The organism is Actinoplanes sp. NPDC051405 (genome assembly GCF_055586185.1).
Genome location: NZ_JBVJIR010000001.1, coordinates 658980 through 677791, shown reverse-complemented (window position 1 = coordinate 677791; position 18812 = coordinate 658980). Strand labels below are relative to the sequence as shown.

23 protein-coding genes are annotated in these 18812 nt (G+C 71.5%); 11 read left to right on the top strand and 12 right to left on the bottom strand.

Annotated features, from left to right (window positions below):
- Positions 1 to 59 precede the first annotated feature (59 nt).
- Entirely contained in the window at positions 60 to 812 is a 753-nt protein-coding gene (locus ACZ6S4_RS03100; protein ID WP_465473284.1) for an alpha/beta fold hydrolase, read from the top strand.
- Here ACZ6S4_RS03100 and ACZ6S4_RS03095 read toward each other — a convergent pair.
- Positions 775 to 1425: a TetR/AcrR family transcriptional regulator gene (locus ACZ6S4_RS03095; RefSeq protein WP_465473283.1), complete on the bottom strand. Its 651-nt coding sequence runs from the start codon at positions 1423 to 1425 to the stop codon at positions 775 to 777. The genes ACZ6S4_RS03100 and ACZ6S4_RS03095 overlap by 38 nt on opposite strands.
- Positions 1426 to 1464: 39 nt before the next feature.
- Here ACZ6S4_RS03095 and ACZ6S4_RS03090 point away from each other — a divergent pair, with 39 nt between their 5' ends.
- The 3 genes from ACZ6S4_RS03090 to ACZ6S4_RS03080 are packed head-to-tail and all read left to right on the top strand — an operon-like array spanning position 1465 to position 3359.
- Entirely contained in the window at positions 1465 to 2334 is an 870-nt protein-coding gene (locus ACZ6S4_RS03090) for an SDR family NAD(P)-dependent oxidoreductase (protein WP_465473282.1), read from the top strand.
- A 30-nt stretch (positions 2335 to 2364) separates the two neighbouring features.
- Entirely contained in the window at positions 2365 to 2859 is a 495-nt protein-coding gene (locus tag ACZ6S4_RS03085; protein ID WP_465473281.1) for an NUDIX domain-containing protein, read from the top strand.
- Positions 2860 to 2864: 5 nt separating this feature from the next.
- Positions 2865 to 3359 (top strand): NUDIX domain-containing protein, encoded by a 495-nt coding sequence (locus tag ACZ6S4_RS03080; protein ID WP_465473489.1) that lies wholly within the window; start codon positions 2865 to 2867, stop codon positions 3357 to 3359.
- 9 nt (positions 3360 to 3368) lie between these two features.
- On the opposite strand, the gene ACZ6S4_RS03075 is transcribed toward ACZ6S4_RS03080, so the two are convergent.
- Both ACZ6S4_RS03075 and ACZ6S4_RS03070 read right to left on the bottom strand, forming a co-directional pair.
- Positions 3369 to 3872 (bottom strand): NUDIX domain-containing protein, encoded by a 504-nt coding sequence (locus ACZ6S4_RS03075; protein ID WP_465473280.1) that lies wholly within the window; start codon positions 3870 to 3872, stop codon positions 3369 to 3371.
- The gene (locus ACZ6S4_RS03070; RefSeq protein ID WP_212992984.1) at positions 3865 to 4647 is read right to left on the bottom strand and encodes a hypothetical protein; all 783 of its coding nucleotides are present in this window, start codon (positions 4645 to 4647) and stop codon (positions 3865 to 3867) included. Before ACZ6S4_RS03070 ends, ACZ6S4_RS03075 begins: the two co-directional genes overlap by 8 nt.
- An 89-nt stretch (positions 4648 to 4736) precedes the next feature.
- Between ACZ6S4_RS03070 and ACZ6S4_RS03065 the strand changes: the two genes are divergently transcribed.
- The gene (locus ACZ6S4_RS03065; protein WP_465473279.1) at positions 4737 to 5540 is read left to right on the top strand and encodes a DUF3097 domain-containing protein; all 804 of its coding nucleotides are present in this window, start codon (positions 4737 to 4739) and stop codon (positions 5538 to 5540) included.
- Here the strand turns inward: ACZ6S4_RS03065 and ACZ6S4_RS03060 are convergent.
- Positions 5524 to 6474, bottom strand: a complete 951-nt coding sequence (locus ACZ6S4_RS03060) for an ArsR/SmtB family transcription factor (RefSeq protein WP_465473278.1) — start codon at positions 6472 to 6474, stop codon at positions 5524 to 5526. The two genes, ACZ6S4_RS03065 and ACZ6S4_RS03060, sit on opposite strands and share 17 nt — an antisense overlap.
- A 70-nt stretch (positions 6475 to 6544) precedes the next feature.
- Here ACZ6S4_RS03060 and ACZ6S4_RS03055 point away from each other — a divergent pair, with 70 nt between their 5' ends.
- Positions 6545 to 7306, top strand: coding sequence for an isocitrate lyase/PEP mutase family protein (locus ACZ6S4_RS03055; protein ID WP_465473277.1), 762 nt, complete (start codon positions 6545 to 6547; stop codon positions 7304 to 7306).
- Here ACZ6S4_RS03055 and ACZ6S4_RS03050 read toward each other — a convergent pair.
- Complete coding sequence (locus ACZ6S4_RS03050; RefSeq protein ID WP_465473276.1) at positions 7278 to 8588, bottom strand: serine hydrolase domain-containing protein; 1311 nt, start codon at positions 8586 to 8588, stop codon at positions 7278 to 7280. The two genes, ACZ6S4_RS03055 and ACZ6S4_RS03050, sit on opposite strands and share 29 nt — an antisense overlap.
- 120 nt (positions 8589 to 8708) lie before the next feature.
- Between ACZ6S4_RS03050 and ACZ6S4_RS03045 the strand changes: the two genes are divergently transcribed.
- The 4 genes from ACZ6S4_RS03045 to ACZ6S4_RS03030 all read left to right on the top strand — a co-directional run bounded on the left by ACZ6S4_RS03045 (position 8709) and on the right by ACZ6S4_RS03030 (position 11769).
- A complete protein-coding gene (locus ACZ6S4_RS03045) occupies positions 8709 to 9158 on the top strand; it encodes an NfeD family protein (protein ID WP_433727044.1) in 450 nt (149 codons plus the stop codon).
- Positions 9159 to 9193: 35 nt separating this feature from the next.
- Positions 9194 to 10309 carry an SPFH domain-containing protein gene (locus ACZ6S4_RS03040; RefSeq protein ID WP_465473275.1) on the top strand — a complete coding sequence of 372 codons (1116 nt, stop codon included), beginning with the start codon at positions 9194 to 9196 and terminating at the stop codon, positions 10307 to 10309.
- A gap of 143 nt (positions 10310 to 10452) precedes the next feature.
- The gene (locus ACZ6S4_RS03035; RefSeq protein ID WP_465473274.1) at positions 10453 to 11121 is read left to right on the top strand and encodes a hypothetical protein; all 669 of its coding nucleotides are present in this window, start codon (positions 10453 to 10455) and stop codon (positions 11119 to 11121) included.
- A gap of 57 nt (positions 11122 to 11178) precedes the next feature.
- Complete coding sequence (locus ACZ6S4_RS03030; protein ID WP_465473273.1) at positions 11179 to 11769, top strand: dihydrofolate reductase family protein; 591 nt, start codon at positions 11179 to 11181, stop codon at positions 11767 to 11769.
- On the opposite strand, the gene ACZ6S4_RS03025 is transcribed toward ACZ6S4_RS03030, so the two are convergent.
- Entirely contained in the window at positions 11754 to 13451 is a 1698-nt protein-coding gene (locus ACZ6S4_RS03025; protein ID WP_465473272.1) for a sensor histidine kinase, read from the bottom strand. The two genes, ACZ6S4_RS03030 and ACZ6S4_RS03025, sit on opposite strands and share 16 nt — an antisense overlap.
- A gap of 233 nt (positions 13452 to 13684) precedes the next feature.
- Here ACZ6S4_RS03025 and ACZ6S4_RS03020 point away from each other — a divergent pair, with 233 nt between their 5' ends.
- Complete coding sequence (locus tag ACZ6S4_RS03020) at positions 13685 to 14476, top strand: SigB/SigF/SigG family RNA polymerase sigma factor (RefSeq protein WP_465473488.1); 792 nt, start codon at positions 13685 to 13687, stop codon at positions 14474 to 14476.
- Positions 14477 to 14599: 123 nt separating this feature from the next.
- On the opposite strand, the gene ACZ6S4_RS03015 is transcribed toward ACZ6S4_RS03020, so the two are convergent.
- From ACZ6S4_RS03015 to ACZ6S4_RS02990, 6 genes are all read right to left on the bottom strand, one after another.
- On the bottom strand, positions 14600 to 14911 hold the full coding sequence (locus tag ACZ6S4_RS03015) for a hypothetical protein (protein WP_465473271.1): 312 nt from the start codon (positions 14909 to 14911) through the stop codon (positions 14600 to 14602).
- Positions 14912 to 15180: 269 nt separating this feature from the next.
- Positions 15181 to 15933, bottom strand: coding sequence for a fatty acid desaturase family protein (locus ACZ6S4_RS03010; RefSeq protein WP_465473270.1), 753 nt, complete (start codon positions 15931 to 15933; stop codon positions 15181 to 15183).
- 108 nt (positions 15934 to 16041) lie between these two features.
- Positions 16042 to 16509 (bottom strand): hypothetical protein, encoded by a 468-nt coding sequence (locus tag ACZ6S4_RS03005; RefSeq protein WP_465473269.1) that lies wholly within the window; start codon positions 16507 to 16509, stop codon positions 16042 to 16044.
- A 22-nt stretch (positions 16510 to 16531) separates the two neighbouring features.
- Complete coding sequence (locus ACZ6S4_RS03000) at positions 16532 to 16879, bottom strand: GntR family transcriptional regulator (protein WP_465473268.1); 348 nt, start codon at positions 16877 to 16879, stop codon at positions 16532 to 16534.
- Positions 16880 to 16901: 22 nt separating this feature from the next.
- The gene (locus tag ACZ6S4_RS02995; protein ID WP_465473267.1) at positions 16902 to 17840 is read right to left on the bottom strand and encodes a phosphotransferase; all 939 of its coding nucleotides are present in this window, start codon (positions 17838 to 17840) and stop codon (positions 16902 to 16904) included.
- Positions 17841 to 17931: 91 nt separating this feature from the next.
- Complete coding sequence (locus ACZ6S4_RS02990) at positions 17932 to 18795, bottom strand: TrmH family RNA methyltransferase (protein WP_465473266.1); 864 nt, start codon at positions 18793 to 18795, stop codon at positions 17932 to 17934.
- Positions 18796 to 18812 lie beyond the last annotated feature (17 nt).

The following is an 18812-nucleotide window of genomic DNA, read 5'->3' as shown; positions in this document are numbered from 1 at the left end:
GCCGAAATCCGACTCGGGCGGTCCTGGGCATCGCGGCCCTCGATGGGCACAATGCGGGCATGGTTTTGACTGTCGGTAGTGGACCTGCTCACGTTCTGGCGTTGCACGGCTGGTTCGGTTCCGCCCGGGGGTGGGGTGGCCTGCCCGAGCTGATCGACGGCTCGCGCTTCACGTACGCCTTCCCCGACCTGCGTGGCTACGGCGAGCGCCGTGACGTCCCGGGCGCGTACACGATCGCGGAGGCCGCCGCCGACATGCTGGCGGTGGCCGACGAGCTCGGCTGGGACCGGTTCTCGCTGGTCGGCCACTCGATGGGCGGCATCGTGGCGCAGCGGGTGCTGGCCGACGCGCCGGACCGGGTCGAGCGGCTGGTGGGCATCAGCCCGGTGCCCGCGAGCGGTGTGCCCTTCGACGAGCAGGGCTGGGCGCTGTTCAGCGGGGCCGCCGAGACGCCGGCCAACCGGCGGGCCATCATCGATCTCACCACCGGCAACCGGCTCGCGGGCAGCTGGCTGGACCGGATGGTGCGGGCCTCGCTGGACGGCTCCGACGCCAAGGCCTTCGCCGCGTACCTGCCGGCCTGGGCGCGGACCGACTTCAGCGCCGAGATCGCCGGCAACCCGGTGCCGGTGCTGGTGATCGCCGGCGAGCACGACCCGGCCCTGGGCGAGGCGGCGATGCGCGGGACCTGGCTGGCCCACTACCCGAACGCCCGGCTGGAGGTGCTGGCCAACGCCGGGCACTACGCCATGGACGAGACCCCCGTGCGGCTGGTCACGCTGCTGGACGCATTCCTGTCAACAGAGCGGTGAGCACCCGGGTCAGCCGCGGGCCGACCTCCACGACGGCGTGGGCCAGCCGCGGGTCCTCGCGGTAGAGCGCGCTGACCTCGGGGCCGGGTGTCGCCATCTGCCACAGCGCCCCGGCCATGCTGGTCGCCGTCGCGATGACGTCGACGCTCTGCTCCTCGGTGAGCCCGAGCAGCCGGTGCACCTCGGCCCGGATCGCCTCCACCTCGGTGAGGGTGACGAGCTTGAACGCGCGTACCGACTCGAGGGACACGTTGCGCTCCAGGTTGAGCGGGGCCTGGGCGAGCAGGTCGCAGAACATCGGGCGCTCCACCAGGCTGCCGGCCAGCACGTCCGCCACCGCGTCGGCCCGCGGCGGGCACTCCCGCAACGCCGCGCACAACGCCGCCGACCAGTCCCGCCAGCCGGCCGCGGTGAGCCTGAGGAAGATCTGCTCCCGGGTCTCGAAGTACCGCAGCAGGGCGGACTTGTGCATGCCCACCGCCTCGGCGATGTCGGTGAGCGTCACCTGGCGGATGCCGCGCCGGGCGCCGAGCTCGGTCGCGGCAGCCAGGATCGCCGCCTCTCGCTGCTCCTTGGCGGCGGCGGAGCGGGCCCGCTGGAATGAGGTGCTCATCACTGGCCAATCATAACGCAACCGTGTTTTGTTAAAGGCATGACACAGACATGGTTCGTCACCGGATCCTCCCGCGGGCTCGGCCGCGCTCTCGTCGTGGCCGCCCTGGAAGCCGGCGACCAGGTGGTCGCCACCGCCCGCCGGCCCGAGCAGCTCGCCGACCTCGCCGACAAGTACGGCGACCGCATCCTCACCGTGGCCCTCGACGTCACCGACGCCGCCCAGGTGGACGAGGCCGTCGCCGCCGCGACCGCCCGCTACGGCCGCCTCGACGTGGTCGTCAACAACGCCGGATACGCCAACGTCGCCCCCATCGAGACCGGCACCGAGGCCGACTTCCGCACCCAGTTCGAGACCAACTTCTGGGGTGTCTACCACGTCTCCCGGGCGGTCATCGCGCCGCTGCGGGCCCAGGGCGGCGGTATCGTCGTGCAGTTCTCCTCGATCGGCGGACGGGTCGGTGGCTCGCCCGGCATCGCCAGCTACCAGGCGGCCAAGTTCGCCGTCGACGGCTTCAGCCGGGTGCTCGCCGCCGAGACCGCGCCGTTCGGCATCAAGGTGCTGGTCGTCGAGCCCAGCGGCTTCGCCACCGACTGGGCGGGCTCGTCCATGTCCGTCGACACCATCCCGGCCGACTACGACACCACCATCGGCGCCATGCACCGCCGGGTCCGGGCCGGTGCCGGTGGCGCGGCCGGCGACCCCGACCGGGCCGCGGAGATCATCGTGCGGACGGTCAGGAGCGGGAACGTCCCGACCCATCTGCCGCTCGGCGTGAACGCCAGCGAGATGGCGCTGGACTACTCGCGCCGCCAGCTCGACGAGGCGGGCGCGTGGCAGGACGTGAGCCGGTCGGCGGACTTCGGCCAGCCGTACCCGGCGGAGCTGCCGGTGCGGCCGGGCAGCTGAGCGCCCGCACCGATCTGGCAGGGTGGTCGCATGGCACTGTCTTGGGACGAGTCCTACTTCGGGCAGCTGCGGGCCCTGGCCGGCAACGGCCGCACCCTGATCAGCGTCGGCTCCCGCTGCGTGCTGCGCGACGACACCGGCCGGGTGCTGCTGGTCCGTCGCTCCGACAACGGGACCTGGGCGCTGCCCGCCGGGATGATGGAGCTCGGCGAGTCGCTGCGCGACTGCGCGGTGCGTGAGGTACGGGAGGAGACCGGCCTGGAGGTCCGCGAGCTCACCCCGTTCGCGGTCTACACCCGGTCGCCGGAGCGGGGCCCCGACATGTACGGGCACACGTACCAGCACATCACCATGACGGCGCGGATCGACGCGTACGAGGGGGAGCTGGTGCGGGCCACGGACGAGACCACCGACGCCGGCTGGTTCCCGCCCGGCGCCCTGCCCGAGCCGCTGCGTGAGGGTGTCCGGCGTACCCTGACCGACCTCGCGGCGTTCGAGACCGCGGGCACCTTCACCCTGGAGTGACGACAGTGGGACTGTCCTGGGAAGAGTCGTACATCGGCGGCCTGCGTACCCTCGCCGGCGACGAGCGCGTGCTGATCTCGATCGGCGCGCACGGCGTCGTCCGTGACCCGGACGGCCGGATCCTGCTGATCCAGCGCTCCGACGACCGGACCTGGGCGCTGCCCGGCGGCACGATGGAGCTGGGCGAGACCTTGCGCGAGTGCGCGATCCGGGAGGTACGCGAGGAAGCCGGCCTGGTGGCGCGCGACGTCACCCCGTTCGGCCTCTACACCCGGGCCCGCGACTGGTACCCGAACCCGTACGGGCACAGCTACCAGTACATCTCCCTGATGTGCCGGGTCGACGGCTACGACGGCGAGCTGGAACGGGTGACGGACGAGAGCGTGGACGCGGGCTGGTTCGCCCCGGACGCGCTGCCGGAGGGCTCGGGCGGCCTGGTGATGCGGGCCCTGGAGGACCTGGCGGCGTTCGAGACGAAGGGCACCTTCGCGCTGGACTGAGCCCGGCGGCTACATGCCCGCGGCGACCTGGGCGAAGTAGTGGTTCGCGACCCGCGTGTGCAGCTCGAAGCCCAGCGCCTGCGGACCGTGCAGCACTTCCCGGCCCAGAGCTTCCTCGTTGGGCACCACGGGCGGCAGTTCGTCCTCCGAGGACAGCGCCGGGAGCAGGCCGAAGATCAACAGGGTGCCGTCCGGGGCGCTGATCGTGTCGTACAGGCGTACCGTCTCGGGGTCGGTCCGCAGGCCGACCTCCTCGCGCAGCTCGCGCGACGCCGCCTGCTGCCAGGTCTCGCCCGTCTCGATGAAGCCGCCCGGCAGGGCCAGGGTGTCGCGGGCCGGCGGGATGCCCCGGCGCACGACCAGCAGGCCGCCGCCGACCGGCTGCACCGCGACGGCGACCGGTTTCGGATTCAGGTAGCTGGTCTCGCCGCAGGCGCCGCAGCGGCGCGGCCAGGGCTGATCGGGCACGAAGCGCGCGCCGCAGAAGGTGCAGTGCGCGTATCTGTCAGGCATGCAGCGGGGCGTTGCAGGCCGCGACCAGCGCCTGCCGGCAGGCCGTGGTCAGCGGGCGCAGCGCCGCGTCGCGCTGCTGCGCCTCGTAGCCGTTCACCGCGCCGCCGGGGGCGTTGTGCTCGGCCAGCACCAGGACCTGGTCGAGGATGCTGGCCCGGGCGAACAGCCGGCGCGAGCGCGGGTCGAAGCCCGGCGGCAGCGTCGCGGTGCTCTCCGGGCGGCGCAACGCCTGGAGCGCACCGGCCAGCTCGGGGCGCCACTGGGCGACGTCCAGGCGGGTCAGCTGGGTGGTGGCCTCGGTCAGGGCCGTGGTCAGCTCGATCTCCGCCTCGGCCGAGCCCATCTGGAACGTCGGCTTGAACGCCGGCACCGGGTAGAAGCGCCACAGCACGGTCTCGAACTCCACGCCCGAGCCGGACGTGTGCCGGCGCAGCTCGGGCACGACCCCGAACGACGGCGTCACCACGGCCTCGCCGGCCAGCAGCGCCGCGCCGGTGAGCTCGCCCGGGCCGGGCAGGCCGCGCGGGTCGCCGGGGGCCGGCAGCACCAGCCGGATGTCGTCGGGGTGCAGCTTGGCGAACGCGGGCAGCGCACTGCTCAGCGGCACGTCGGTCCACGTGCCGGGGGCATCGGCGACGAGGTGCTCCTCGTCGCCGGCGATCTCGTCGGCCAGCTCGTCGAACGGGACGAGGCCGGCCCGCCAGGCGCGTACCCACGCCACGAACCGGGTGGACCGGCGTGCCGTGAGTGTCGCCGCATCTGCTGCGGGGGACATGCGAGCAAGGGTACGTGCCGTCCGCCTGGCTTGTCTCGGTCGGAGCGTCGGAAGCGGCGTGTCCGTGCGGAGGGTTTAACGTGCTCGACATGTATGGGGAGGATGTGCTCTCGGGGAACTGGCGGCGCCGCAAGGTGATACCCGAGGTGGACGCCGAGCCTGACCTGGTGGTCGAGGACGTGGATTCGGGTTTCTGCGGCGCGGTCGTCGGCTTCGAGCTCGGTGCGGTCGTGCTGGAGGACCGGCGTGGCAAGCGTCGCAATTTTCCGCTGGAGCCGGCCGCGTTCCTGCTGGAGGGCCAGGTGGTGACCCTGCGCCGGCCGACGGCCCGGCCGGCTGCCCCGGCCCGGCAGCGGACCGCCTCCGGGTCGGTCGCGGTCGCGGGGGTACGCGCCCAGGTCGCCAAGGCCAGCCGGATCTGGGTCGAGGGCGTGCACGACGCCGCCCTGGTCGAGCGGATCTGGGGCGACGACCTGCGCATCGAGGGCGTGGTGGTGGAGCCGCTGGACGGCATCGACGACCTGGCCGGCGCGGTCCGTGACTTCCGGCCGGCCCGCGGTCGCCGGGTCGGCGTGCTGGTCGACCACCTCGTCGCCGGGTCCAAGGAGAGCCGGATCGTGGCCGCGGTCACGGACCCGAACGTGCTGATCACCGGGCACCCGTACATCGACGTGTGGCAGGCGGTGAAGCCGGAGCGGGTCGGGCTGAAGGCGTGGCCGGTGATCCCGCCCGGGCAGCCGTGGAAGGAGGGCGTCTGCCGGGCCGTCGGCATCGCCGAGCCGTACGAGATGTGGCGGCGCATCCTCGGCAGCGTGAACAGCTACAAGGATGTCGAGACGCCACTGATCAACGCCATGGAACGGCTCATCGACTTCGTCACCGAGCCGAGCTGAGCAGTGCCTCGGCCAGCGCCGTCCGGACGTTGAGCACGCTGCGGCCCTGCCGGTGCGCGGCGACCAGCCCGGCCGCCCGCAGCACGCTCAGGTGCTGGGAGACGCCGCCGGCGGTCATGCCGGTGCGCCGGGCCAGTTCGGTGGTGGAGCTGGGCGCGTCCAGCTCGATCAGCAGCCGCGTGCGGCCGCGGCCCAGCACCGCGCCCAGCGCGTCCGTGCTCTCCCGCCGCGGCTCCCACAGCGTGGCCACGCCCCGGGCCGGATAGGCCAGTTGCGGCACGTCACCGGCGAAGATGCTCAGCACCGCCGGCCAGACGAACACCGACGGCACCAGGACCAGGCCGGTCCCGTCACTGACGTCCTCGGCGGTGCAGTAGCGCTGGCTGATCGACAGCGTGCCCGCCTCCCAGCGGACCCGCTCGTGCAGGTCGTTGAGCAGACCGGCGGCGCCGTCCTCGGCCAGGGCCCGCGCACGGGCGAAGATCTCGGCGTCCAGCAGCAGCTGGATCCGCGGCCAGTCGGGCGCGACGGCGGTGTGCCAGAACGCCTCGATCTCGGTGCACAGGCGGGCCAGGCCGGTGGCGGGGTCGGCGTACAGCTCGCGCACGGCGGGCGGGCGGTGGCCGTACAGATCGAGGTGCTCGCGGACCACCGCGGCGGGTGTCGCCCGCAGCCGGGCGAGCTCCGCGCCGAGCTCGGGGGTCAGGCCCGCCGGCGGGGGCGTCAGAAAATCCGGGAGGTACGCCGGTTCGCGCGGCACCAGTTCCCAGAGCAGCGTGTCGCGCGGCACAGCGACCCGGCGCACCCAGGGCAGGTGGACCGCGTGGCTGCCCGGATCGCGCAGCACCCGGACCGCCGCGACGACCTCCCAGAGGCAGGACACGGCGAAGCGGATGCGTGCCACGGCACCGGCCGACAGCCCGATCGCCACCATGCGGACCCCCGACGTTTCAGCTCCAGCTGAATCATTATCGCGACCGGCCGGGCGCACCGACACTGGCCGCATGACCGACTTCCGTGACCTGCACGTGCCCGGCAAACCGCTGATCCTCGTGAACGCCTGGGACGCCGCGAGCGCCCGCCTGGTCGAGGCCGCCGGTGCGGCCGCCGTGGCCACCACCAGCGCCGGAGTGGCCTGGAGCCTGGGCGCGCCGGACGGCGGTGCCCTGGACGCGTCCGCCGCCGTCGCGGCGGTCGCGCGGATCGCCGCGGTGGTGTCGGTGCCGGTGACCGCCGACATCGAGAAGGGGTACGGCGACGTGGCGGAAACGGTCCGGCGGGTCCACGCCGCGGGGGCCGTGGGCGTCAACATCGAGGACGGCGCCACCGCCGAGCCGGACCGGATCGCCGCCGCCCGGGCCGCCGCGCCGGAGCTGTTCCTGAACGCGCGCATCGACACGTTCCTGGCCGGCGTGGGCGGGCTCGACGAAACGATCGAGCGGGCCACGGCGTACCTGGCGGCGGGCGCGGACGGCATCTTCGTGCCCGGGGTGACCGATCCGGCGACCGTCGCCGCCCTGGTCGACCGGATCGACGCCCCGGTCAACGTGATGGCCGGACCCGGCGCGCCCGGCCCGGCCGAGCTGGCCGCGCTGGGGGTGGCCCGGATCAGCCTGGGCTCGTCCGTCGCCCAGGCCGCGTACGGGCTGGTCGCCCGGGTCGCGGCGGCGGCCCTGGGCGACGGCGGCTACGGCGAGCTGGCCGGCGCGGCCGACTACGGGACGCTCAACGCCCTGCTCACGCCAGGTGCATCGGGTCGCGGCTGAACACGAAGGTGGCGATGTCGAGCCGCTCGACCGCGCCGTCCGGGCCGCGCAGCACGGTCAGCACCTCGCCGGTGTTCATGCCGGCCGTGCCCCGCCAGCGGTCCCGTGACTCCCGGACGAACCGCCACGGTGGCTTCTCCGGCGCGGTCACCTGCCGCATCAGCAGGCCCGGACCGTCGGCGAGGACCTCGTACTCGCGGCCCATCCACCACCAGCGGCCGCACAGCTGGGCGACATCGGGGTCGGCCGGCGGTGCGGGACGCCACGGCTCGGCCGGCACCGGCTCGTGGTCCAGCACCGTGGTCAGCACCTCCAGGGCCAGCGCCCGGATGCTGCTGCCGCGCAGGCCGTACGAGTTGGCGAAGGCGATCACGCCGGTGCGGCTGGGCCGGTGCACGGCCAGCTGGGAGTTGTAGCCGGGCATCGAGCCGCCGTGGCCGACGTACACCCGCTCGCCGACGCGCATCAGCTCCGGGCCCAGGCCGTGCCCGGCGGTCCAGGCATCGTCCTGGATGACCACCGGGGTGCACATCTCGTCGACGGTCTCCCGGCTCAGCACGGCCGGCGCGGGATCGGCCAGGAACGCCGCCCACTTGGCCATGTCGGTCACCGTCGACCAGAGCTGCCCGGCCGGGGCCATCGCGCCCGCGTCGAGCCGGGGCTCCTCGTGCAGGCTGTCGTCCAGCTCGTGCACGACGTAACCGCGGGCGTACGGCTCGACCGGCGCGTACGTGGTCCGCTTCATGCCCAGCGGGTCGAGCACCCGCTTGCCGACCAGGTCGGTCCAGGACTCCCCGGTGACGCGCTGCAGCACCGCACCGAGCAGCCCGTAGGCCAGGTTGGAGTAGTGGTAGGTCCGGAACGGCGGCCCGGCGACCTTGTCGGCCAGCTCGGCCAGCAGCTGGTCGACGTCGCCGCCGGCGTTGCGCTCCCACCAGGGCCCGTCCGGCTCGCGGTGCAGGCCGGAGACGTGCCCGAGCAGCTGACGCAGCGTCAGCCCGCCCACCGAGGTGCCCGGCAGGTGCCGGTAGAGCAGATCGTCGAGGGCGAAGAAGCCCTCGTCGCGCAGCTGCATCACCATGGTGGCGGTCAGCGTCTTGGTGATCGAGCCGAGCCGGTACTGGGTCTTGGGGTCGGGCGGCGGGGTCTCCCCGGCGCCGGTGAAATGCAGCAGCGAGCGGTCGCGGACGACCGCCAGCGCCACGGACGGCGCGCGGCCCGCGGACTGCGCGCGGGCGACGATCCCGGTGACGCGTCGGCCGGTTTCCGGCAGCAGGGACACGGTGGGCCTCTCTCGGGCGGGAACGGTCCAAGGTTTAACTGAACGGCGCCGATCTGGCTACGGAAGAACCCGACGTGACGGGACGTCGCCGCGCGAGCGCGGACGTGTCACGATCTGGGTATGGAAAGCGTTCTCTGGATCGTCCTCGCCATCGCCCTCGCGATCGGCGAGGCCTTCACCGCGACTTTCCTCATCATCTTCTTCGCCGTCGGCGCTCTCGCCGCGGCCGGTGCGGCGGCTCTCGGCGCCCCCGTGCTGCTGCAGGCCATCGTGTTCGCCATCGTCTCCGGTCTCTCCGTCGCCGCGATCCGGCCCATCATCATGCGACACGCAAAATCGGCCGCCGAGACGGGCGACACGCCGTTCGGCATCGAGGCCATCGAGGGCTCGCAGGCGACGGTGCTCGAAGAGGTGACCGCCGACCACGGGCTCGTGAAGATCGACGGTGAACTCTGGACGGCGCGCTCCTTCGACGGCGACGAGAAGTACGCGCCCGGCGACCGGGTCCGGGTCATCAAAGTGAAGGGCGCCACCGCGATCGTGTGGCGCGACGAACATCCCAATCTCTGAGCAGACGCCACACATACAAGAGAAAAGAGGACGCCATGGAAGTTGTAATCGGTGTACTCATCTTCGTGATCGCCCTTTTTGCGGTGATCACGCTGGTTCGGTCGGTCCGCATCGTCCCGCAGCAGCGGCACGACGTGGTGGAGCGGCTGGGTAAGTACAAGCGCACCCTGTCCCCGGGGCTCAACCTGCTGGTGCCGTTCGTCGACACGGTCCGTACCAAGGTGGACATGCGGGAGAACGTGGTCAGCTTCCCGCCGCAGCCGGTGATCACCTCGGACAACCTGGTGGTCTCGATCGACACGGTGCTCTACTTCAAGGTCGTCGACCCGGTGCGGGCGACGTACGAGATCGCGAACTTCCTCCAGGCCATCGAGCAGCTGACCGTCACCACCCTGCGTAACGTCATCGGCTCGCTCGACCTGGAGCGGGCACTGACCAGCCGCGAGGAGATCAACCGGCACCTGTCCGGGGTGCTCGACGAGACCACCGGCCGGTGGGGCGTCAAGGTCACCCGGGTCGAGATCAAGGCGATCGAGCCGCCGCCGAGCATCCGCGACTCGATGGAGAAGCAGATGCGCGCCGAGCGGGACCGCCGCGCCGCGATCCTGACCGCCGAGGGTGTCAAGCAGTCGCAGATCCTCACGGCCGAGGGCGACAAGCAGTCCGCGGTGCTGCGCGCCGACGGTGACCGGCAGGCCCGGATCCTGACCGCCGAGGGTCAGGCCAAGGCCATCCGGACGGTGTTCCACGCGATCCACGAGGCCAACCCGAGCCAGAAGGTGCTGGCCTACCAGTACCTGCAGGCCCTGCCGCAGATCGCCAACGGCTCGGCCAACAAGGTCTGGATCGTGCCGACCGAGCTGACCCGGGCCCTGGAGGGCATGGGCGGCGCGCTGGGCGGACTGGCCAACATGGTCGGCGACCTGCCGACGGGCAAGGTCGACGCCGCCGCGGTCGAACGGGAGGCCGCCGAGGCCGCCGAGGAAGCGGCCAAGGAGGCCGCCGCCGTGAACGCCCAGGTCCGTGCGGCCGAGGCGCAGGTCTCCGGCGACAGCGGCCCGCGGGGTCTGCCGGCCCCGTCCACGGTGCCGCCGTCGGCGGCGCTCGGCGGTGCCGACTACAACGGCGCGGGGGAGCCCGAACGCGCCTGACGTCCGCCCGGGCGGTGCAAGATCGGAGCGAATATCGCAAAACCCCGCGCTGTGCGCGGGGTTTTGCCATGCTGACCGAGGATTCCGACCGGTACCCCCGGGCCGCTCGGCTGTGAGCCCACCACGAGGCGGAGCCATGAGCCATGAGCATTAGCCAGAACCAGACTGCCAGTGGACGGCCGCTGCGGGTGGCGCCGGCCTGGGTCGGCGCCGCGGGGCCGGGTGCCGTCGCGGAGCATCACCTGCCGGTGCGCGAAGCCGTCTGGATCTGGTCGGTGCGTCGCTATGCGCGCGTCTCGCTCTGGGCCCTGCCGGTCGGCGCGGCCCTCTACGGCTGGTCCACTCTGGGCATCTCCGCCCCGCCCGGACCGCTGCTGCTGAAGCTGGCCGCCGGCTGGTTCTGCGCCATCGCGATGATCGGCCTCGCCGGGCTGCTGGCCGGTTCCCGCACCCGCCGCTCAGCCGTCGCCGGGCTGCTCACCGCCATGGCCGGCTCCATCATGCTGCTGCCGCTGGCCGCGCTGCCGACCGGCACCGGCCCGGACGGCATCGGCCTCAGCGCCGCCCAGGTGCACACCGCCTCGCTGGTCGCGGCAGCCGTGACCGGCACCGGCTGGCTGCTGCTGGGCTGGGCGGTCTTCCGCTCCAAGCTGGTCAACCCGGCCGACGGCGTGCTGCTGATGCTCGCGGCCGTGTCGATCGGTGCCGGGTCGCACGCGATGCGCCCGCTGCCCACCGTGGGCGCGTTGCTGCTGCTGGCCGCCGGCATGGGTCTGGCCTGGACCGGCTCCCGGCTCATCCCGCCGGCCTGATCCGTCGTACCCGGGTGGCATGCTCGGCTCGAAGCAACGACGAGCCGGGGAGTGCACATGGGCAAGGTGGTCGCCGACATCTCGGTGTCGCTCGACGGATATGTGACCGGGCCGGATCCCGGCCCCGACAGCGGTCTGGGTCGCGGCGGTGAGGGCCTGCACACCTGGGCGTTCAGCACCGACCCGGTGGACCGGGAGGTGCTGGCATCGGCCACCGACGCGACCGGCGCGGTGGTCATGGGCCGCCACCTGTTCGACATCGTCGACGGCCCACACGGGTGGAACGACGAGGTCGGCTACGGCGCGGGCCTGGCCGCGGCGCCGCCGGTCCTGGTGGTGACCCGCAGACCACCCGACACGGTACGGCTGGCCGACCGCTTCACCTTCGTCGTGGACGGCGTCCGCAGCGCGATCAGCACGGCCCGTGCCATGGCCGAGGAACGCGACGTGGTGGTCATGGGCGGCGCCCAGGTCATCCGGGGTGCGCTGGCGGCCGACGCGGTCGACGAACTGCGCCTGCACCTCTCGCCGGTGCTGCTCGGCGGTGGCACACCACTGTTCGACGCCGGGGTCAGTCCGCGCACTTTGCGCCAGATCCACGTCCGGGTCTCCCCGCACGCCACCCACCTGACCTACCGGGTCGACTGACCGGCACTCGGGTGATGCCGGCCGGCCTGTTCGTCGGCGGTCAGCGTGAGGGATCCACGAGCAGACGCATCGCCGCTACGGCCGGCCGGCTCGGCGGAGGTTTCGTCCTTCTCGGCCGGCTCGGCGCCGGCCAGGGTGAACACCAGCCGAGCGCCCCGCTGGTAAGAAGCGTCCAGGGCGATCTCACCACCGTGATGCTCGACGATCTTCTTGCACAGGGCCAGACCGATTCCGGTGCCCGGGTAGCTGTCCCGCGGGTGCAGCCGCTGGAAGATCACGAATATCTTGCCGGCGAATTCGGGATCGATCCCGATGCCGTTGTCCTCGACGCCGAATGTCCAGACGCCGTCGTCGACGTCGGCAGTGATGTGGATCAGTGGGGGCTGCCCCGGCCGGCGGAATTTGATCGCGTTGCCGATCAGGTTCTGCCAGAGCATGGTCAGGAGGGTGGCGTCGCCGGGAACAGTGGGCAGGGTGGGCCTGACGACCCGGCCGCCGGACTCGCCGATGGCCAGGGCGAGGCTTTCCTCCGCCTGCGCGACGGTCTGGTTCAGATCAACCGGCTGGATGGCCTTGTGCACCCGGCCGATGCGGGAGAAGGCGAGCAGGTCGTTGATCAAAGTCTGCATCCGCGAGGCGCCGTCGACCGCGAAGCCGATGTACTGCTGCGCCCGCTCGTCGAGTCCGTCGGCGTAGCGCCGCTGCAGCAACTGACAGAACGAGGCGACCTTGCGGAGCGGCTCCTGCAGGTCGTGCGAGGCGACGTAGGCGAATTGTTCCAGGTCGGCGTTGGACCTCTGTAGTTCACGTTGCTGCTGTTCCAGCTGCTCCCGGGCGCGTTGGCTCGTCGCGAGCCCGTCGACCAGGCGCCGCCGCATCGCTTCGACGTCATGACCGAGCCGGGCCAGGTCGGCAGGGCCTGCGGGGGTCAGGCCATGAGTGAAGTCTCCTCCGGCGACGCGGCGCACCGCCCTGCTCAGCTGGATCAGCGGCCGGAGCACCACCACGCGCAGCAGGACGGCGATCAGCACGAGGAAGGCGAGCAGGACGGCCGCGAGGAAGACGAAGACACCGTTGCGGACCTGTCGGGATTGATCGAGTGCCGCCCGCCCGTCCTGCCTGATCTCGATGAGGCGACCGTCCAGTACGGCGACGCTGGCCCGTACCGCGTCGAAGGCTGTCTTGCTCCGCATCACGACTGTCATGGGCGCCGGCGCGGCGCCGTCCTGATGGCGTGCGATCAGCGGGTCGGCCACGGTGGTGCGCCACCGGCGGGCCTGCTCCTCAGCATCGGCCAGGCCGGCCAAGGCGAGCGGCTCGGTGCTCAACAGCTGCCGGATCCGGGCGACGGCCGCCTGCTCGGCGGCGATCCCCTGCTGGTACGGCTCGAGGAATTGTCGTTGACCACTCAACAGGTAGCCCCGTACGCCGATCTCCTGGTTGACCAGCGCCGCGCCGAACTCCACCACCGCGGTCCGCGCCGGGGACACCCGATCGCTCAGATGGTTCGAGACCGTCGCCGTGCGCGACAGTGCCTGCGCTCCGACAACCGCACCGGCGAGCACCAGCACGACCATCGCCAGCAGCACCGAGGCGAACCATCGCTGGGTGGTCCATCGGCTGCCGGGCGCTTGAGCGAGAGTCGCGCCGGCGTCGATGTCGGCCACGGCGGTGAGATTCACAGGCGCACGGTACGCGAGGCCCCGTCGTCGTGCCAGGGCACAAGATCCTCCAGCCGCGCCTCGGCGCGTTCGACAAGTTGCGTCGGTTGCTGCGTCGATTGATCGGCGGTATGGTCCGGGGAGTGTCTACCGGCGCCGCCCGTCGGGCAGCTCTCGACGACGAATGAGTCGCCGTGAATGAGGTCTTCAGCATCAGTGGAAGGACGACCATGAACGTGACAGTCGCCACCCCGATGACCGACATGTCCGAGGCCCCGGCCGGCCCGGGCGGCCAGCGGGACGTCACCGACGCCGTGCAGCTGGTGAAGGCCATGGCCGCCCTGCCGACGGGCGATCGGGCCAAGGCCCGTCTCCGCGAGCGCGCCATCGAGGCGTGGCTGCCGTTGGCGCAGCATCTCGCCCATCGCTACTACGGCCGCGGCGAGCCCCAGGACGATCTGACGCAGACGGCGACGATCGGTCTCATCAAGGCGATCGACCGGTTCGACCCCGACCGCGGAGTCGAATTCGTCGGCTTCGCCATTCCCACCATTCTCGGCGAGATCAAGCGACACTTCCGCGACCGCACCTGGTCCATCCGGGTGCCGCGGCGGCTGCAGGAGCTCCGGGCGGCCATCACGGCGGCCAACAACACGCTCAGCCACACCCTGGGTCGTTCGCCGACGGTGGCGGATATCGCCGTCCACCTCGGGATCACCGAGGAATCGGTGTTGGAAGGGCTCGAGGGTGCCATGGCCTACAGCGCCACCAGCCTCGCCACTCCGATCGGTGCCGAGGGAGACCGGGAGCTGGGCGACACGCTCGGTGGCTATGACCACGATCTTGAACTCGTCGACATGCGCCTTGCGCTCGGGCCGGCCCTCGCGTCGCTCGACGCCCGGGATCAAAAGATCGTCGCTCTGCGTTTCTACGGAAACCTGACGCAGGCGCAGATCGCGGAGCAGCTCGGCATCTCGCAGATGCACGTCTCGAGGCTGCTCACCCGGGCCCTGCTGACGCTTCGCCACCGGATCGACGCCGGCTGACGCCGTCCTCGCGATCGGAGGTGGGCTTGTCCGGTTCAGGGGCTTGAACCGGCGAAGCCCCGGCGGGAGCACATGCCGCTCGGGCTGGCTCGACCCGCCGGGGCCGCTGGTCGATCAGACAGCTCAGTGGTTGTGCGAGTCGGTACGCGGGTCGGTGTCGCTGCTGCGGCTGCCGGCCTTCGCCAGGCCGCGGCTGACCATGTAGCCGATGGTGAGCAGAGTGATGTACCACCACGCCTTGTCGGCGGCGAAAATGTCGCTGCCGTCATTGTTGGCGCGGTCGCCGACCACGTACGAAGCGATCAGAACGCCCAGCACGGCGGCCACGTAGACGATCAGCTCGGTGGTCTTGAACGAGGGCTTCGTCTCCTCGCCGTGCGTACGGGTGCGCGCAACGCTCTTGGTGTCGTTGTTCCCGCGAGTGGACGTCGTCATTTTGCCATCTCCTGAAGCTGTCAATATTGCTGTGGGGGTGCCCTTGGCGTAATGCCGCCGGCGAAAGTGGTGTACCCCGGGCTCAGGAATTCACACGATAATCGTCGAATGAATCCGACTCGCGGTGCGCTCAGGACACTTTTTCCTGGTCAGCGCCGGTCACGCTTTCTGAGCCGCTGAATCGGTGCCGCGGTGATTCATTCCGTATTGACGTGTGGGTGAAACTCGCGGCCGGGGGTTGCCCCGGAACGGCTACCGCCAAACCACGATCAACCTGAGCCGTACGCCTGCTCACGGGTCGCGCCGGTCGTGCTCTGGTAGCTGAGCACGAACATGCAGCTCAGATAGAGACCGAACAGTCCCTGGTGCACCGCGATGAAGGTGAGGCCCTTTCCGGCGGGCAGCACGAGGAAGATTCCGCCGAGGTATGCGACGAGATGCAGTCCGATCAGGGGCAGCTCGCGCAGCCGTTGTCGGGTATGGCTGTTGACGAGGTGGCGGGCGCCGGCGAAGTGGGCTTTCGCCGCCTCCAACAGCAGCAGGGGCAGGGCCGTCCAGGCGCGATGGTGGTGGCGCATACCGGCGGGCAGCCGGCTGAGCTGAGCAATCCATGCGGCGGAGACGAGACCGAGGATCCCGACGTCAGGATCCTCGTCCGCGTCGTCCGGGCCGTCGTGGTGGCGGGTGGGCCGCGAGGCCCACCAATCGAAGCTGAATCCCACACCCACATTGGTCAGGGAAACCCCGAGAAGGTAATTGGCCCGGGGGGACGGGAAGATCCGGCTGTGCCCCACGTCGTGGCCGAGCACGGCGAGCCGCGTGGACAACAGGGCGAAATAGGACGCCAGGGCCAGCTGCCACCAGGAATTCCCGATCAGCACGAAAGCAGTCACGGCAATGGCGAACAACGAGAGCACGACGACGGTCTGACCGACCCAATATCCGCAGTACTGGTCCGGTGCGGCCGCCCGCGGGGTCGCGGTCGTCGCGCGGTCGTCGCCGGAAACCTCTTGGGGCTGCATTGCCGCTCCCGCTCCACAGTCGTCCTCATGGGCGCTGCCGGGGTCCGGAGCAGGCGGAAGGTTATTACCCGGCGCAGCACATGTCACACCCTCGACTGTGGTTCCCGTCTACCGCACTGCATGGATGGCCGCGACGGCTGCGCGAGCGTCCGGCACCGTGATGGTGACAGTCCGGCCGGTGCGCAGGGTCAGCCGCAGGGCCGGCCCGGACCGAACCGTGCAGGACGTGCGCCTCGGCGTCCACCAGAAGCCGTAACCCACAGCCCACACCGGAAGGTCGACGACCTCGACCCGCTCGATCTGCGCGATGCGGTAGGTGCCGCGCGGCCAGCCGAGCACCCCGAACCGGACAGAGACGCCGTTCGGTCCGGCCGCCGTCCGGATCGACCCCGCGGTCAGCAGGTTGACCAGCGCACCGGCGGCCGCGACGAGCAGCGGGATCACCAGGACAGGGCCGTTGCCGAGCACGAGCAGCGGCACCACCAGGGCGATGCTCAGCACCACCATCGGCCAGTTCGTGACCCGTCCGGTGTAGAGGGAGAACGGGCCCGTTCCAGGAATCGCGGATGCCGTCACGGGGCACCGTCCTTTCGGTTGGTCACGTCAGCTGCTCGATGAGGCGGATCAGGTCACTGCGTCCGAGCCCGTGCCGGCGGGCCACGGCCACCAGTTCCTGGGCCGCTTCGGCGACCGGGGCCGGCTCGGTCATGGTCGACGCGACGCGCGCGCCCCGGCCCCGGCGGAACTCCAGCAGGCCGTCGTCCCGCAGCTGCCGGTACGCGGTCAGCACGGTGTTGCGATCGACAGACAGCGCCGAAGCCAGCTCGGCCGCCGGCGGCAGCTGCTCACCCACCTTGAGCTCGCCCGAGACGACGCCTTGGCGGACGCATCGGGCGATCTGGTGCTGAAGCAGCTCCCGCGACGAATGATCGATCAGCCATCTCATAGTGCTAGCATTATCAGCACCATTATTCGAGTGAGTCAAGCCGCTCGCGTACCCACGCCAGCGTCGCCACACCCTGGGCCCGCTGGAAGTCGCGCACGGTCGGCAGGCCGGGCGGGTCCGGCTGACGGGCGGCGTCGAGGAAGAAACCCGCCATGCCGGCGAGGACGGCGGTCAGGTCCCGCGGATCGACGCCGGGGGTGTGCTCGGCAAGCAACCGGTCCGCCGGCTGCCCGCCGTAGAGCCGTACGTTGATCAGCAGCAGCACCGTGTCCACCCAGCCCGCGCCGCGGCAGGCCCAGGGCCAGTCGACCAGCGTGATCCGGCCGTCCGGGCCGATCAGCAGGTTGTCGGCCCGCACGTCCAGGTGCACGAGCGCGTCCCCGGCAATCGCGGCCCGCGCCCGGTCGGCGAGCGCGCACAGCCGGTCGAGGTGCTGCTCGGCCCAGGGTTCGAGGTTGCCCGGCGGGTCGGCGGCGATCCGCTGCCAGCCGTCGAAGTCGTAGCCGAGGACGTCGGCGGCCAGGGGTACGTCGGTGATCGGCGACGGGGTGAGCCGGCGAGCCAGGTCCCGCAGCACGGCCAGTACGGTGGCCAGTTCGCCGGCCTGCCACGGGGTGTGCGGATGCCGCCCGGGCACGTCCTCGAGGACGAGCGCGACCCACTCGCCGTCGTCGTAGGTGCCCAGCAGGCGGGGCGCGGCCGCTTCCACCGGGAGGCGTGCCGTGATGGCTGCCTCGCGGCGATGGAACTCGACGCTGCGGGGATTCTGTGCCGTGCCGACCGCTTTGACGAAGGCCCGGGTGCCGGCCGCGGTCCGTACCCGGTCGGCGGTGCCGGGGGAGAACCCACCCGGCTGCGACACGGCCTCCACGACGGGAGAGCCGAGCAGGTTTTCGATCGCGGAGCGGACTCTGCCGGGAAGGTCTGTCCAGCCGATCCGTACGCCGGTTGCTGTCGTCATGCCGGGATTCTGACCGTCGGCGGCACCTGCGCGCGCCCCATTTCGCCGGCCGCGGTGACGGCACGATCAGCCGCTGGCACTGGATCAGAAATCAGCCCTTGGCGAGGCCGCCGCGAAGACCAGGTCTGGATGTCTGATCCGGTACGACGGCGGTGCGGCCGAGCTCCCAGAAGGCGATGGCCGCGGCGGTCGCGACGTTCAGCGAGTCCACGTTGTTGTGCATCGGGATGGCGACGCGGACGTCACTGGCCTCCAGCGCCTGGCGGGTGAGGCCGGGACCCTCGGCACCCAGCAGCAACGCGGGCCGTTCCCGCTGAGCGGCGGTGAGGTGCTGCAGCGCCACCGCGTCGGGCGCCGGGGTCATCGCGAGCAGGGTGAACCCGGCGGCCCGGACCGCGGCGAGGGTGTGCGGCCAGTCGTCGGCTTTCGCGTACGGGATGGCGAAGACCTCGCCCATGCTGACCCGCACGGCTCGCCGGTACAGCGGATCGGCGCAGGTGGGGGACAGCACCACCGCGTCGATGCCGAGCGCCGCCGCACTGCGGAAGAGCGCGCCGAGATTCGTGTGGGTGTTCAGCCCTTCCAGCACAGCCAGCCGCCGGGCCCCGGCAAGAAGCTGGTCCAGCGGGATCAGCTCGCGCCGGTGGAAGGACGCCAGGATGCCGCGGTGGACGTGGAAGCCGGTGACCGACTCCAGCACGTGCGGGGCGGCCGCGTAGAGCGGCGCGTCGGCGGGCAGGTCACTGAGCTGGTCGACCCGCTTCTCGTCGACCAGGGCGGAACGCAGCCGGTACCCGGCCCGCAGCGCGCGGTGGATCACCAGTTCGCCCTCGGCGATGAAGAGCCCGTTCGGCGGCTCCCACTTGGTCCGCAGCTCGACATCGGTCAGCGCCCGGTAGTCGGCGATCCGCGGGTCGTCGGGGTCGGTGATGCTCAGTGCTGGCACAACCGGCATTCTGCCTGCCGCGGCCG